Consider the following 17,306-nt stretch of genomic DNA (forward strand, 5'->3'; position numbering starts at 1 on the left):
TGCATCCAGACAGGGGCTAGCATGCGTACCACCTCGCTTTCAGCCTATCAGTACCGCTTCTGGCTCGAGTGGCAGCTCAATCCGCACTCGTCGGCCTACACGACCGCGCTCGTCTACCGCCTGTCGGGTCCGCTGGATCGCGACGCGCTGCGGCGCGCACTGGACGCGTTCGTCCACGAGCATGACGAAGGATGCCGCAGCACGTTCCGGATGGACGACGCCCGCGCGGTGCGAGACGTGCACGCTCGGGTGACGGTCGCGCTCGACTACCGCGACGCGCGGGCGGCGCCGGCGCTGGACGCCGACGAGGCAGACGCGTGGATCGCCGCGCGCGCATCGCACGTGTTCGCGCTCGACGACGCGCCGCTGTTCCGCTTCGCGTTGCTGCGCGAGGATGCCGATGCGCACCGGCTCGTGCTGAGCTTCCCGCACATCATCTCCGATGCGTTTTCGGCGGTGTACATCAACCAGCGGCTGACGGCGCTGTACAACCACGCGCTCGGCGCGGGCCCGGCGCCCGCCTGCACGTTGCGCGATCTCGGCGAGCAGCTCGCGTTCGAAGCCGCGTACCGCGCGTCGCCGCGCTACGACGAAGATCTGGCCTATTGGCTCGGCGCGCTCGCGCATGCGCCGCTCGGGGTCGAGTTCGACGCGGCGGCATCGGCGGAGCCGCGCGAGGGGCGCATCCACCGGCTGCGTTTCGACGCGGCCACCATGCGCCGGCTGCGCGCACGGGCCCGCGCGAGCCGCTCGACGCCGTTTCTCGTGCTGTCGAGCCTGTTCGCGATCGCGCTGGCCCGCTGGCAGGACGTGCGCGAGCTGGTCGTGACCTATCCGGTCAACATGCGCTCGCCGGGCTTTCGCGATGCCAGCGGATGCTTCGTGAACAACCTGCCGATGGGCTTTTCGCTGCGGCAGGGCGACACGTTCCGCGACATCGTCGCGCGCACCACCGCACAGCGTGCCGACAGCAAGCGCCATCAGCAGCTGTCGCTGACCGACCTCGTGACGGCGCTGCGGCGCACGCGTTCGCTGGCCGATACGCCCGTCTTCAACGTCGGCGTGACGGAAGCGTTCTTCGTGCAGGATGCGCCGCTCGCATTCCACGGCGTGCACGCGGAATTGCTGCCGGTGGTCGCCGCAGAGCGGCCGTTCGACCTGAACTTCGCCTATCAGCTGACGCCCGACGGCCTGTATGTGAATCTCGAATACGACACCGGCTGCCTGCCGCCGGCGCGAATCGGGGAGTTCGCCGCGCGCTTCGGCCGGCTGCTGCGCGCGTACCTGAACGACGATGCGCAGCCTGCGCTCGCGGTCGACCTGCTGGCGCCCGAGCAGCGCGCGCGGCTCGCGCAATACTGGCACGGGCCCGCGCGCACGCTCGACGCGACGGACTGGCCGGCCCGCTTCGCCGCGCAATGCGCCGCGACGCCGGATGCGCCGGCGGTCCAGTTCGGCGCGGAGCAACTGACCTATCGCGAACTGGATGCGCTGTCGGCCCGGCTGGCGGGCTTTCTCGCCGCGCGCGGCGTGACGCCGGGGGCCCTCGTCGGGCTGTGCTGCGAGCGCTCGACGGAGATGGTGCTGGCGATCCTCGCGGTGATGCGCGCGGGCGCGGCCTACGTGCCGCTCGATCCCGCCGCGCCGCCGGACCGGCTGCGGCGCATCGTCGACGATGCGGGGCTCGCGCTGCTGCTTACGCAGCGGCACCTGCTGGCGCGCCTGCCCGCCGGTCCGGCCGCGCGGCATCTGCTGGATGAGCGCGCGATCTGGCTCGCCGCCGAGCCGCTGCCGCAGCAACGCATTCACCCGGACGGGATCGCGTACGTGATCTACACGTCCGGCTCCACCGGCACGCCGAAGGGCGTCGCCAACACGCATCGCGCGCTGGTCAACCGGCTCGACTGGCACGGTTCGCTGCTCGCCGATGCGGCGCCGGTGCGTGTGCTGCAGAAGACGCCGTACTTCTTCGACGTGTCGGTCTGGGAATTCCTGTGGACGTTGCAGAGCGGGCATGCGCTGGTGATCGCGCCGCCCGAGGTACACAAGGATCCGGCCGGGCTGGCGGCGCTGCTGCGCGACGCGCGGATCGCGGTCGCGCACTTCGTGCCGTCGATGCTGAACGCGTTCCTGGACGCGGTGCCCGGGCAGCGCTTCCCGGATCTCGCGCTGGTCGTCTGCAGCGGCGAGGCGCTGCTCGCCGAGCAGGCCGAGCGCTTCCACCGGCTGCTGCCGGGCGTGCGGCTCGCCAACCTGTACGGGCCGACCGAGGCAGCGATCGACGTGACCGTGTGGCATTGCGCGGCGGGCGACGCCCATGCGTGCGCCGGCGTGCCGATCGGCCGGCCGATCGACAACGTGTCGCTGTACGTGCTGGACGCGTGCCTCGAGCCGTGCCCGCCCGGCAGCGCGGGCGAGCTGTACATCGGCGGCGCAGGGCTCGCGCAAGGGTACGTCGGCCGCCCGGACCTCACCGCGGCGAGCTTCGTGCCCGATCCGTACGCGGGCCGTCCGGGCGCGCGCATGTACCGCACCGGCGACGTCGCGAAGTTCGGCGAGCACGGCGAGCTGCATTACCTCGGCCGGCGCGACGAGCAGGTCAAGCTCAACGGCAACCGGATCGAGCTGCGCGAGATCGAGGCTTGCCTGCTGGCGCTGCCGGGCATCGCGCAGTGCGCGGTGGTGCCGGTGCGGGTGCAGGGGCGCGTGCGGCTGCTGCACGCGTTCGTCGAGCCGGCCGCGGGATGGGACGGCTGGACGGCGGACGCGCTGCACGCGGCGCTGGCCGAGCGGCTGCCCGACGCGATGCGTCCGTCACGCATCGACGTGGTGGAGCGCATCGCGCTGCTGCCGGCCGGCAAGATCGACCGCAAGCGCCTGGCCCAGCTCGCCGACGCGGCGCTCGAGACGCGCGTGCACGGTGCCGATGCGCGCGCGAAGACGCCGTTCCAGGCCGAGATCGCCGCCGAGTGGTCGGCCGTGCTCGACGTCGCCGACATCGGGCCTGACGACCATTTCTTCATGCTCGGCGGCAGCTCCGTGCAGGCGATCCAGTTGATCGGGCGTCTCAATGGCCGCTACGGGCTGCTGCTGTCGCCGCCGCTGCTGTTCGGCGCGCCGCAGCTCGACCGGTTCAGCGCGCAGGTGCTGGTGGCGCTCGGCCAGAAGGCCCAGCGGGAAGACCGCCTGGAAGCGCTGCTCGATCGCCTCGCGCCGGACGACATGGACGAACTACTCACAGTGTTTTCATCGTCGGGAGAGCTGGTTTGATGTCGCATAAGGATTCCACCGAAAACAAGCGTCGCCAATTGCTCGAAGCGTTCGGCAGGCAGCGTGGCGCGGACAGCCGCGACGCGATCACCCGCCAGGCGCGGCCGGCGGACCTGCCCGCGTCGGCGGAGCAGTTGCGGATGTGGGTGCAGATGGCGATCAGCGGCGGCGCCGGCCATTTCCACGTGCCGCACGTGCTGGAGATCGCGGGCACGCTCGACGAAGCGGCATTGCGGGCGGCGCTGCGCGACGTGGTCGCGCGGCACGAGGCGCTGCGCACGACGTTCGACGAGCGCGACGGCAGCCTGTACCAGCGGGTGCACCCCGCGCTCGATCCGTCGCTGCCGGTGCACCGTCACGCGGCGGACGCGACCGACGCGGAGATCGCCCGCGCGATCACGGCCGAAATCGCGCAGCCGTTCGATCTCGCACACGGGCCGCTGCTGCGCGTGTCGCTGCATCGTCTCGGCGACGCCCGGCAGATTCTCGTGCTGACCGCCCATCACTTGATCGTCGACGGGTGGTCGCTGGAACTGATGCTGGCCGACTGGTGGTCGGCCTACGCGGCACGGCTTGCGGGCCGCGCGTTCGAGCCGCCGGCAGACGACGAGCCGCACTACGCGGACTATGCGCTGTGGCAGCAGGCGCGCAGCGCCGCGGACAGCGCGCCGAGCCTTGCATACTGGCAGGGCCGGCTGACGGGCGCGACGACGCTCGAATTGCCGTTCGCGCTGCCGCGCCCGTCGCGGCGCGCGCACGACGGCGAACTGGTGTTCTTCGCGATTCCCGCCGCCGTGCGCGCGCGGGCCGAGGCGCTGGCGCGGCGGCAGGGCGGCACGCTGTTCACGGTGATGCTGGCCGCGTGGCGGTGCCTGCTCGGCGACTACGCCGGCCAGGACGACTTCTGCATCGGCACGACCGCGTCGAACCGCGTGCATCCGGGCAGCGAGCGCATCGTCGGCTTCTTCGCGAACCTGCTCGCGTTGCGCACCGCGCGGCAAGGCTGCGCCACGTTCGCCGCGCTGGTCGAGCGCGAGCGCGACACCGTCGCCGACGCGTTGCGGCATCAGGCGGTGTCGTTCGACCACGTGGTCGAGCAGGTCGGCGTCGCGCGCGATTCCGCGCGCAGCCCGCTGTTCCAGGTCAACTTCGTGCTGCAGGACACGAAAGGCGCGGTGCCCGGCGCCGCCGAGCCGGCGGCACCGGCCGGGATGCCGGCGATGACGGTGCGCGACGACCTGTACCGCTACGCGCAGTTCGACCTGACACTCTTCGCCGAGCTGACGTCCGACGGCGTGCGCTGCTGCACGGTGTTCCGCACCGATCTGTTCGAGGCCGCCGATATCGAGCGACTGTCGCGCACCTATACGCATTACCTCGACGCGCTGACCGCGCAGCCGGACGCGCCGTTCGGCACGCTCGCGCGCGGCGACGCGCCCACGCTCGACGCGCTGCGCGGCTGGCAGAGCCGGGCGCTCGGGCAGCCACTGCCCGACTCGATCGGCGCGGTGATCGACGCGCTCGCGCGGAAGCATCCGGGCCGCACGGCGATCCGCCACGGCGATGCGACGCTCGACTACCACGCGCTGAACACCCGCGCGAACCGGCTGGCGGATCACTTGCGCGATCTCGGCGTGTCGCCGGGCTCGACCGTCGGCCTGTGTCTCGAGCCGGGCGCGGAGCTGATCGTCGCGATGCTGGCGGTGCTCAACGCGGGCTGCGCGTATGTGCCGCTCGACAGCCGCTATCCGGCGGACCGGCTGCGATTCCTGATCGACGACAGCCAGGCGAGCGTGATCGTCACGCGCGAGGACGTGGTGGCGCGCACCGACGCGCTGCGCGACGGTTATCTGAACCTGATCGTCCTCGAGGACCACGACGACGAGATCGCCGCGCGCGACGGCGCGTTCGTCGCGAGCGGGCTGCCGGCGCAGATGCCGGCGTACCTGATGTACACGTCGGGCACCACCGATCGTCCGAAGGGCGTCATCGTGCCGCAACAGGCGATCCTGCGGCTCGCGTACCGGCCGGCCTATCTCGACGTGACGCCGGACGACGTGTTCCTGCAGTTCGCGCCGACCGCGTTCGACGCGTCGACCTTCGAGATCTGGACCGCGCTGCTGAACGGCGCGTCGCTCGTCGTGCCGGTCGGGCGCGACGCGTCGCTGGACCAACTCGGGCCGCTGCTGGTCGACGCACGCGTGACGATTCTGTGGCTGACGAGCGGCCTGTTCTCGGCGATGGTCGATCATGCGCCGGACGCGCTGCGGCGGCTGCGCTACCTCGTCTGCGGCGGCGACGTGCTGTCGCTGCCGCATGTGGCGCGCGCCCGCGCGCTGCTGGAACACGGGCAGGTCGTCAACGGCTACGGGCCGACCGAGACCACGACGTTCGCGACCGCGTACCCGGTGCGCGGCGCGCTGGCGGCAGGGCGCACGGTGCCGATCGGCATGCCGATCCAGGGCACGTCGGTGTATGTGCTCGACGACGACCTGAATCCGCTGCCGGCCGGCGCGGCGGGCGACATCTACATCGCGGGGCTCGGCGTCGCGCACGGCTACGCGAATCGGCCGGACCTGACCGCGGCCGCGTTCGTGCCCGATCCTTACGGCGGCGAGCCGGGCGCCCGCATGTACCGCAGCGGCGACGTCGGCTACTGGGCGCATGACGGTGCGCTGCATTACCTCGGCCGGCGCGACCGGCAGGTGAAGCTGCGCGGCTACCGGATCGAGCCGGCGGAAATCGAGGCGGCGCTGGCCGCGTGCCGGGGCGTGCAGGCCGCCGTCGTGACGGTCGACGCGACGCCGCAGGGCGACAAGCAGCTCGTCGCGTACTGGACCGCCAGCCCGGGCACGGGCACAGGCGCGGACGCGCCGGACGAAGCCGGCCTGCGCGCGCAGCTGCGGGCGTCGCTGCCCGATCATCTCGTGCCGGCGCGCTTCCACGCGGTGCCGCACATTCCGCTGACGGCGAACGGCAAGGTGGACCGGGCCGCGCTCGCGCGGCTCGCGCCCACGCAGGCGGCCGCCGAAACGGCGCCCGAGTTGCTGACCGATACGCAGCGCGCGCTGCGCGCACTGTGGGAAGACGTGCTCGGCCGCAGCGGGTTCGGCCTCGACGACGGTTTCTTCGATCTCGGCGGCGATTCGCTGCTGGCGATCCGGCTGAAGGCGCAGGCGCAGCGCCATGGGCTCGAATTCGAGATCCAGGACCTGTTCGTCCACCAGAGCGTGCGTACGCTCGGCGAGCACATCGAGCGGCAGTGCGGCGCAGGCGTGGGCACCGGTGCGCCGGCCGAGGCCGAGGCCGCCGTACCCCGGCCGCCGCTGACGAGCGACGCGGATCGCGCGCGACTGCCGGCCGGCGTCGTGGACGCGTATCCGCTCAGCCGCCTGCAACTGGGGATGCTCTATCACAGCCTGCGGCACCAGCACTCGAGCCTGTACCACGACGTGATCGGCTACGAGGTTGCGTATGCGTACGACGAAGCCTGCCTCACGCACGCGCTCGAGCGGCTGTCGGCGCGTCATCCGGCGTTGCGCACCGCGCTGCGGATGGAGGGGTTCAGCGTGCCGCTGCAGCTCGTGTTCGACACGGCGGGCATTCCGCTGGCGGTCACGGACCTGACCGCGCTCGACGCGGCGGCGCAGGCCGCCCGGATCGCCGCGTTCATGGACGGCGAGCGGTTCGCCGCGTTCGACATCGCCGCCGCGCCGCTGTTTCGCTGCTTCGTGTTCAAGCTGGCGGCGCAGCGCTTCAAGCTGGTGTGGAGCTTCCATCACGCGATGCTCGACGGCTGGAGCGAGGCCGCGCTGACCGCCGAATTCATCCGGCTCTACACGACGGGCCTGGCGGGCCTGCAGAACCTGCAGAACGACGAGCCGGTGCAGGCCGGTTACCGGGATTTCATCGAACTCGAACAGGCCGCGCTCGCCGATCCGGCCCAGCGCGACTTCTGGCGCGGCCAGCTCGACGGCGCGCAGGCGCTGTCGCTGCGCCGCGCGCCGCTGACGGGCGACGCGGCGGACGAACGGGTGGAGTATCTGGAGGTCGAGGTCTCCGCCGAACTGGAGGCGGCGCTGCGTGCGCTCGCGCGCGACGCGAACGTGCCGCTCAAGAGCGTGCTGCTCGCCGCCCACCTGCGCGCGCTGCAGGCGCTGAGCGGGCGGCGCGACGTGCTGACGTCGATGGTGACGCACGTGCGGCCCGAGACCGAGCATGCGGAGCGCGCGGTCGGGCTGTTCCTGAATTCGGTGCCGGTGCGCGCGGCGCTCGACGGCGCAGCGTCGCCGGTCGCGCAGGTGCGGCAGGTGTTCGAGATCGAGTCGGGCATTTTCCGGCACCGCTTTTATCCGTCGCAGCAGATCCGGCAGGACAACGGCGGGATCGAGCTGGGCGAGGTGCTGTTCAATTTCACGAGCTTCCACGTGCTGCGCGAGCTGGACGACGCGGACGTGCGGATGCTGGCGGGCCGCGACGGCCATGCGGTCAACAGCTTTCCGGTGCAGGTCGATTTCTCCGTCTCCGCGAGCGACCAGCGGCTGCGCTGCATCGTCGGCTACCGGGCCGACAGCCTGCGGCGTGCCGACGCCGAAGACATCGCACACGCCCAGCACGAAGCGCTGCGGCGGCTTGCCGGCGCGCCCGCGGCGCCGTGGCTGCTGCCTGCCACGCTCGCGCGGCTCGACGACTGGGCGGCGCCGAAGCCAGGGCTGCCGGTCGGCGCGAGCGTCGGCGAGCGCCTCGCCGCGTGCGCGGCCGCCGCGCCGGACGCCGTCGCGCTGATCGACGACGCGGGCGAGATAACCTATGCGGCGCTGCTCGAACAGTGCGACCGGCGCGCGGCGGCGCTCACCGCGCTGGGCGTGCGGCGGGGCGACGTCGTGGCGGTGTGCGCGGGCCGCGCGGCGGAGACGCTGCAGACCGTGCTCGCGCTGTTCCGGATCGGCGCCGTGTATCTGCCGCTCGATCCCGCGTTGCCGGAAGCGCGCCATCGCTTCATGGTGGACGACGCGCGCCCGGTGGCGATCGTCGGCGATGCCGCCGCGCCCGCGTGCCTGCGCGCGTGCGGCGTGCGTTTCGTCGAACAGGCGGTGCTGGCGGAAGCGGGCGCGGCCGCGTGGGCCGCCGCGCCGCGCGTCAGCCCCGGCGACCCCGCCTACATTCTCTATACGTCCGGCTCGACCGGCACGCCGAAGGGTGTGCTGTGCCGCCAGGAAGGCATCCTCGCGTTGTTCGATGCGCTCGAACACACCTATTCGCTGGCCGCAGGCGACCGCGTGCTGTGGAAGACCGCGCAATCGTTCGACGTGTCGCTCACCGAAATGCTGTGGCCGTTGATGAAGGGCGCCGCGATCGTGATCGCGCGGCCCGACGGCCAGTACGATCCGCGCTACCTGCAGCGCGCGATCGAGCAGCATCGCGTGACGGTGGTCAATTTCGTGCCGTCGATGCTGCACCTGTTCCTGCAGTCGCTCGACGCCGGCGCGGCGAGCCCGCTGCGCGCGGTGTTCGCCGCCGGCGAGCCGCTGCTGCCCGCGACCGTCGAGCTGGCGGCGCGCGTGCTGCCGCACGCGCCGCTGTTCAACGCATACGGCCCGACCGAGGCCAGCATCTACGCAACCGTGTGGCGCTGCGCGAGCGGCCCGGTGCTGATCGGCCGCGCGGTGGGCGACGTCGGCACGCATATCCTCGCGGCCGATCTCGCCCGGCTGCCGATCGGCGTGACCGGCGAGCTTTACCTGTCCGGGCGGGCGCTGGCGTCGGGCTACCTGAACCGGCCCGAGCTGAGCGCGGAGCGCTTCGTGCCGAACCCGTATGCAACGGGCGATGCGGATCGCGTGCTGTATCGCACCGGCGACCTGGCCCGCTTCGATCGGCACGGCGACATCGAATTCGTGGGCCGCGACGACCAGCAGGTCAAGGTGCGCGGCTTCCGCATCGAGACGGGCGAGGTCGAGTCGGTATTGGGCCGCCATCCGGGTGTCGCCAAAGTCGCGGTGCTGGCGCGTTCGGGCAGTGCGGGCGCCGTGCTCTACGCGTTCGTGCAGGCGGCGGGCGCGCTGCCGGACGGCGCGCTGCCGGACGGCGCGCTGAAGGCGCATGCGCAACAGGCGCTGCCGCCGTACATGGTGCCCGACCGGATCGTCGTGCTCGACGCGATGCCGATGACCGGCAGCGGCAAGATCGATCGCCTCAGGCTGGCCGACTGGCCGCTCGACGGGGCGAGCACCACCGACCACGCCGGCCCTGCCAGCCCCGCGCGGCGTACGCCTGGCGATGCGGAGGCCGCGGTCGCGGCGATCTGGCGCGACGTGCTCGGCGTCGCCGAGATCGATCCGGACACCAACTTCTTCGACGCCGGCGGCCACTCGCTCGCGCTGATCCAGTGCCAGGCGCGACTTCGTGGCGAGTTCGGCCGCGACGTCGACATCGATCACCTGTTCCGCTACACGACGATTCGCACGCTGGCCGGCTGGCTGTCCGCGTCCGGCGATCCGTCGGCCGACGTCGGCGGCGCGGCTGCCGCCGCAAGCGCGTCGCATGTCGACAGCCGCGACGTCGCGATCATCGGGATGAGCGCGGCCGTCTCGGGCGCGGATGACGTCGAGCAGTTCTGGCAGATGCTGCTTGCGGGCGAGGATGGCATCACGCGGCTCGACGACGCGCGGCTGCGCGCGCTCGGCGTGCCGGACGACCTGCTCGGCAATCCGCGCTTCGTCGCCGCACGCGGGTTGATTCGCGATCCTGACTGTTTCGACGCCGCGTTCTTCGGTTATACGCCGCGCGAAGCCGAGATCATGGATCCGCAGCAGCGCAAGCTGATGGAGGAAAGCTACCGCGCGCTCGAGGACGCCGGTTACGCCGGGCCCGGGCACGCGCGCGACGTGGGCGTCTACGTCGGCGTGGGCGCGAGCCAGTACCTCGCGAACCACGTGATCGGCAACCGCGACGCGGTCGACGCGCTCGGGCTGTACCAGATCAACGTGCTGAACCAGCCCGCGACGCAGATTGCCTACCGGCTGAACCTCACCGGCCCCGCGGTCACGCTGAACACCGCGTGCTCGACGTCGCTGGTCGCGCTGCACATGGCCGCGCGCGCGGTCGCGCAGGGCGACTGCGAACTCGCGCTCGCGGGCGCGGCGTCGATCGGCGTCGACGGCGTGCCGGGTTACCTGCACCGCACCGGCGGGATCTTTTCCGCGGACGGCTATTGCCGCGCGTTCGACGCGGCCGCGAGCGGCACCGTCGAGGGCAGCGGCGCGGGCGCGGTGGTGCTGAAGCGGCTCGATCTCGCGCGCCGCGACGGCGATCACGTGTATGCGGTCGTCAAGGGCTCCGCGATCAACAACGACGGCCACGACAAGGCCGGCTACACCGCGCCGAGCCCCGCGGGCCAGGCACGGGTCATCCGCGCCGCGCTGGCGGACGCGGGCGTGGACGCCGCGTCGGTCGGTTATGTCGAGACGCACGGCACCGGCACGCTGCTTGGCGATCCGATCGAAATGGCTGCGCTGAAGGCGACCTACGGACAGCATCCGGCACACGCGCCGCGCATGCTCGGCGCGGTCAAGACGAGCGTCGGGCACCTGGACAGCGCGGCGGGGCTCGCGGGCGTGATCAAGGCGGCGCTTGCGCTCGAACGCGGCAAGGTGCCGGGCACGCTGCACTTCGACACGCCCAACCCGCTGCTCGAACTCGACGACGCGGCCTTCCGCATCACGGCGGAAGCGGTCGACTGGCCGGACGGCGGCGCGCCGCGTCGCGCGGCCGTCAGTTCGTTCGGCATCGGCGGGACCAATGCGCACGTGATCCTGGAGGCCGCGCCGCCCGAGGCGGACGCGCCGACGGCCGCCGCCGCGCATTGCCTGCGGCTGTCGGCCGCCACGCCGGACGGGCTGCGGCGCGCGGCGGACGGCCTCGCCGCCGCGCTGCGCCGCCACCCGGAATGGGCGCTGGCCGACGTCGCGCATACGCTGCAGGCCGCCCGGCAGGACCATGCGTGCCGCGCGTTCGTGGTCGCCGAGTCGCGCGACACGGCGCTCGACGCGCTGGCGGCGGGCGTGTTGCCGGCCACCGACGATGCGCCGCACGCGCGCCCGGTGATTTTCCTGTTCACCGGGCAGGGTGCGCAGGCCGCCGGGATGGCGCGCGACCTGCATCGCGAGAACCCGGTGTTCCGCGCCGCGCTCGACCACGTGTGCGGGCGGTTCGCGAGCGCGGCCGGGCTGGCGCTCGAACCTTATCTGCTGGGCGACGCGAGCACCACCGACACGGCGCTGGTCCAGCCGCTGCTGTTCGCGTACGAGTACGCGCTGTATCAGGCGTGGACCGCGCTGGGCGTGACGCCGGACTACCTGATCGGCCACAGCCTCGGCGAACTGGTCGCCGCGTGCTGCGCGGGCGTGTTCTCGCTCGACGAGGCGGTCGGCCTCGTGGCGGCGCGCGCGGCGGCGATGCAGGCGCAGCCGGCCGGCGCGATGCTGTCGGTCTCGATCGCGGAGGACGAGCTGGCCGCGCAACTGCCGCCGACGCTCACCATCGCGGCGATCAACGGGCCGCTGCAATGCGTGGTGTCCGGCCCGGTGGACGCGGTCGAGCTGTTCGCGGCGCACCTGCGCAACACGGGTGTCGCGCATGCGCGGCTTGCGTCGTCGCACGCGTTCCATTCGCCGATGATGGCGGACGCGGCCGCGCGTGTGCAGGCGCATGCCGCGACGATGACACTGCGCGCGCCGCGCATCCCGTTGATCTCCAACCTCGACGGCACGCTGCTGGACGCGCGGCGCGCCACCGATCCGGCGTACTGGGCCGAGCACGTGCTTGGCGCCGTGCGCTTCTCGGCGGGCGTGCGGACGCTGGCGGCGCTGGGCGACGCGCTGTGGGTCGAGATCGGCCCGCGCGACGTGCTGGCGGCGCTGGTGCGCGCGCATCGCTGCGCGCCGGCCGACGCGGTGCTGGCGAGCTTCACGGAACGCACGCCGCGCACGATGGCGACCCTGCTCGCCGGCTACGGGAGGCTGTGGGCGAAGGGCGCGCGTCTGACCCGCCGCGACGCGTACGCGGGCGAGCGCCGCAAGCGCCTGCCGTTGCCGGGTTATCCGTTCGAGCGGACGCGTCACTGGTTGTCGGCACCGCCGGGCGGCTCCATCGGGCACGCACGGCCGGACGCGCTGGCGCCGACAGTTGCATCGGTGGCTGCACCGGCCGCGGTCGACACCCCGCCGGCCGCACCGGTCGAAACCGACGACGTGCGGCACGCATTGGCGCGCATCTGGACGGAGTGCCTCGGCCATGAGCAGATCGCGCCGACCGACGATTTCTTCGAACTGGGCGGCGATTCGCTGCTGGCCGGGCGCGTGCTCACGCGGATTCACGAGCGGCTGAATGCGGAGCTGACGCTCGAGGCGTTCTTCAGTGCGCCGACGATCGATGGGCTGGCCCGCGCGATTCGCGCGCAGGCCGAACCGGCGCAGCCCGCCGTGCGGGCGGCAACGCAGCCGGCCGCCCTGCCGGCCACCGGGCCGCGCCGCGCGCCGATGTCGTTCCAGCAGCGTCGGCTGTGGACGCTCGAACGGCTCGGCATGGGCGGTTCGGTCTTCCACCTGCCGCAATGCCTGCATCTGCACGGCGACGTCGACCGCGCCGCGCTGCACGCGGCGCTCGCCGGGCTGGTCGCGCGCCATCCGGTGTTGCGCACGTCGTTTCACGAGGGGTCGGACGGCGGCGGCGAGCAGCACGTGCATGCCGACGCGGCGGTCGCGCTGTCGATCCATGCGTACGCAGGCGGCACGGACGACGCACTGCGCGCGTTCATCGCGCAGCATCGCGACGCGCTGCGGGCGGAGCCGTTCGATCTCGCGCGGCCGCCGCTGTTTCGCGCGCGGCTGCTCGAACTCGGGCCACGCCGCGCGTGCCTGCTGATGTCGTTCCATCACATCGTCGTCGATGGCTGGTCGTTCCGGCTGATCGCACAGGATCTCGCGTCGCTGTACGGCGCGGCGAGCCAGGGGCGCGCGCCGGATGCCGCGCCGCCCGCGTGGGATTACGCGGACTACAGCGCGGAGCAGGCGGCGCGGTTCGCCGCCGGGCACTACGCGGCGCACGAGGCGTTCTGGGCGCATCTGGACGGCGCGCCGGTGCTCGACCTCGGCGGCGACCGGCGCCGCGCACGCACGCCGGGGCGCCTCGCGCACAGCGGCCGCGTCGCGGTGGACGCCGGGCGCGCACAGCAGGTCGACGCGCTGGCGCGGCGCTTGCGGACGACGCCGTACGTCGTGTTCCTGTCGGCGTTCCTGCTGATGCTGTCGCGGCGCACCGGGCAGCGCGACCTGGTGGTCGGCTCGCCGGTCGCCAACCGCGCGTCGAGCCGCACCGAAGGGCTCGTCGGCTTTTTCGTCAACCTGCTCGCGCTGCGCGTGGCATTCCCGGCAGCCAGCCGCGCACGGGCGTGGATCGAGCGGGTGCGTGACTGCGTGATGGCCGCGCACGCGCACCAGGACTATCCGTTCGAAAAGCTGGTCGAGCGCTACGCGGGCCCGCGCGACACGTCGCTGACGCCGCTGTTCCAGGTGGTGTTCTCGATGCAGGAGGCGCCGGTTCGCAACGTGCAGATCGGCGCGCTGGACGTCGCGTTCGAGGACACGCCGGAAACGGAAACCGAATACGACCTGACGATGAACCTGCATCGCGACGGCGCGGGCTACGGCGGCGTGCTGCTGACGCGCGACGGCGCGCTGGAGCGGGGCGAGGCGGACGAGGTGGTCGAACAGTTCCACGCGGCGCTGGACCTGTTGCTGACGCTGCCGGACGATGCGCCGCTGGGTGACGCGGGCGTGCTGTCGGCCGCGCAGCGGCAGGCCTGGCAGGCGGCGTCCGGGGCGGCCGACGCGTCCGCGTGGGCGGCGTCCGACCTCGTGTCGCTGCTGTCGGGCACGCTGACGGCCGGCAACGCTGCGCCGGCGGTTGCCACCGCGCACGAGACGCTCAGTTACGGGGCGCTGCGGGACCGGGTGGAGCGGGTCGCGGGTGCACTGCACACGCGCGGCGTCCGCACCGGCGACCGCGTCGCGTTGTGCTTGCCGATGGGGCTCGACGCATTGGTGGCGCTGCTTGGCGTGCTGCGTGCCGGTGCCACGTACCTGCCGCTCGATCCCGCCGCGCCGGCCGCGCGGCAGCACGCGATCCTGTCGCAAGCGGCGCCGGTGCTGCTCGTGCACGACGCCACGGCGGCGCCGCCGGCGTGGCCCGGATGCGCGGCGATCGCATTCGCCGCGCTTGGCGACGCGCCCGCCGGCGCGCTGCCCGCGCGTATCGATCCGCAACAGGCCGCCTATACGTTGTTCACGTCCGGCTCGACCGGCGTGCCGAAGGGCGTCGACGTCAGTCATCGGGCGGTCGCGCACAAGATCCAGGCGCTGTGCGCCGCGTATCGCATGACGGCCGACGACCGGGTCGTGCAGTTCTCGTCGCTCGTCTTCGACGTGTCGATCGAGGAGATCTTCACCACGCTGTCCGCCGGCGCCTGCCTGCTGCTGCTCGACCGTGCGGCATGGCCGACGCTCGGCGCGTTCAGCGGCCTGCTCGACGCGCAGCGCGCGACCGTGCTCAACCTGCCCGCGTCGTTCTGGCGCGAATGGGTGCGTGCGCTCCGGCTCGGCGAGGCCGTGCTGCCGGCGCGGCTGCGTCTGGTCGTGACGGGCAGCGAGACGGTGCCGCTCGCGGCGGTGCAGGCATGGCGCGCCGTGACGGGCCGCCGCGTGGCGCTGATGAACGCGTACGGGCTGACGGAAAGCGTGATCACGTCCGTCGTACACGACGTGCCGGCCGACGCGCGCCCGGACGAACGCGACGTGCCGATCGGCGCGCCGCTGCCGGGCACCACGGCCTATGTCCTCGACGCGCATCTGCAACCGGTACCGCCGCTGTGCCGCGGCGAGCTCTACCTGGGCGGTAGCGCGCTCGCGAGCGGCTATTCGGGCCGGCCCGGGCAGACGGCCGCGGCCTTCCTGCCCGATCCGTTCGCCGGACAGCCGGGCGCGCGCATGTATCGCACCGGCGACTTCGTGCGTCGCGACGCGCAGGGCGCGCTGGTCTACCTCGGCCGGGGCGATCGCCAGATCAAGATGCGCGGAGTGCGCGTCGATCTGGCCGAAGTGGAGGCGCTGCTGCTCGAACAGGACGGCGTGCGCGAGGCGGCGGTGCGGCTGTCGGGCGGGCACGACGCGATGGCGCCGCGCCTGGAGGCGTTCATCGTCGTCGGTCCGGACGCGTCGGGTGCGCCGGACACGCCACGCGAGGCGGCGCGCGAGCGGCTGCGCGCGCTGCGCCGCGTCGCGCCGGCGCATCTGGTGCCGCATGCGCTGGTTATCGTGCCGTCGCTGCCCAAGACGTCCGGCGACAAGATCGACCGCCAATGGGTGTCGACGGCGGTGCTGCCGGACGAGGCCGCAGGCGACGACGAAACGCCGCCGCTGCGCGCATTGCTGACGGTGCTGCGTGACGTGCTGCGGCTGGCGCAGATCGGCCGGGACGACAACTACTTCGGGCTGGGCGGCGATTCCATCCTGGTGCTGCGGGCCGTCGCGCAACTGAACCGGGCGGGCTGGACGGTCGATCCGCAGGACTTCTTCGCGAGTCCGACCATCGCGGACCTGGCCGATTGCCTGCGGCCGCTGGCGGCGCGGCCGGAGGCGGACGATACGTCCGGGTTTCCGTTGACGCCGTATCAGCGGCGCGTGTTGCAGCGTCCGCACGCGCACCACTGGAACCGCTCGCTGCTCGTTCAGGCGGCGCAGCCGCTCGACGCCGACGCGCTGCGGGCCGCATTCCGTTCGCTGCTCGACGCGCACCCGGGGCTGCGCTGCGTATTCGACCGCGACGCGCTGCTAGGCCGCGTCGCGCCGCCGGACGCGGACGCCGCGCAGCGCTGCTTCAGCAGCCACGACCTCGGCACGGCAGGCGATGCGGCGCGCTTCATCGTCGCGCACAGCACGACGCTGCAGCAGGGCTTCGATCTGGCGCACGGGCCGCTGATCCGGATCGCGCACTACCGGTGCGGCGCGGCCGGCGACCGGCTGCTGCTCGTCGTGCACGGGCTGGTGGCGGACAGCCACGGCTGGGCGGTGCTGCTGGACGACCTGGCCAATGCGTATGCGGCGCATGCGAACGGCCGGACGCCGACACTGGCCGTGCCGACGCTGGCGTACCCGGCCTATCTTCGCGCGCTGGACGCACGCATTGCCGCCGCGCGGCAGGCGGGCGAAACCGCCGCGTACTTCGCGCCGATGGCGGCCAACGTCGCGCTGCCGCGGGATCGGCACGCAGCACACGGCGAGAACGCCGAGGCCAGCCAGCAAGTCGTGCGCGACCGGCTGACGGGTGAGGCCGCGCGACAGATGCTGGCCGTCGTGCCGCAGCGCCTGCGCGTGAAAGCCGCCACCGTCGCGATCGCGGCGGCCGCGCGCGCGCTGACCGATTGGGCGGGCGGCGCGGTGGTCGCCGATCTCGGCCGGCACGGCCGCGACTGGCTCGACGACGGGCCGGCGGTCGAGCGCGCGGTCGGCTGCTTCGTCTGCGACGTGCCGTTGCTGTTGCCGCATCGCGCCGGCGTGCCGAGCGTCGCAGCGCTGCGCGAGTGGGAGGCGACGCTCGCCGCGCTGCCGCCGGCCGCGCTGGGCGGCGCGGACGTGCCGCCGCCCGCCGGCGTCGATCCCGACGCGTGGCGGCGCTGCGTGCAACCGCAGGTCAGCGTCGATTTCGTATCGGCGGCCGCCGCGCGACCGTCCGCGTGGTTCTCCGCTGCCACCGAGGCGGTGGGCGCGGACCGCGCGGCGATCGACGAACGTTCGCACCTGCTGAACCTCGTCTGCGTCGCGGGCGACGGCGAACTCGCGTTCGAGTGCCGTTACAGCGATGCCGTGCACACGCGCGCCACCGCCGAACAGTTGCTGCGTCAGTGGCGCGAGCACATGGAGGCCGCGCTCGCGCATGTCGCCGACGCCGCCATTCCCGTAGTCGAACACGACCATTCCTGA

2 protein-coding genes are annotated in these 17,306 nt (G+C 72.8%); both read left to right on the plus strand.

Going from position 1 to position 17,306, the window contains the following annotated elements; all coding sequences use genetic code 11:
• Window positions 1-21: 21 nt before the first annotated feature.
• A complete protein-coding gene (locus VL15_RS08435; RefSeq protein ID WP_048244832.1) occupies window positions 22-3,270 on the plus strand; it encodes a non-ribosomal peptide synthetase in 3,249 nt (1,082 codons plus the stop codon).
• Window positions 3,270-17,306 (plus strand): hybrid non-ribosomal peptide synthetase/type I polyketide synthase, encoded by a 14,037-nt coding sequence (locus VL15_RS08440; RefSeq protein WP_048244834.1) that lies wholly within the window; start codon window positions 3,270-3,272, stop codon window positions 17,304-17,306. The genes VL15_RS08435 and VL15_RS08440 overlap by 1 nt, the downstream gene beginning before the upstream one ends.

The sequence above is a fragment of the Burkholderia cepacia genome (genome assembly GCF_001039005.1).
In the GTDB taxonomy this organism is placed as follows: domain Bacteria; phylum Pseudomonadota; class Gammaproteobacteria; order Burkholderiales; family Burkholderiaceae; genus Burkholderia; species Burkholderia theae.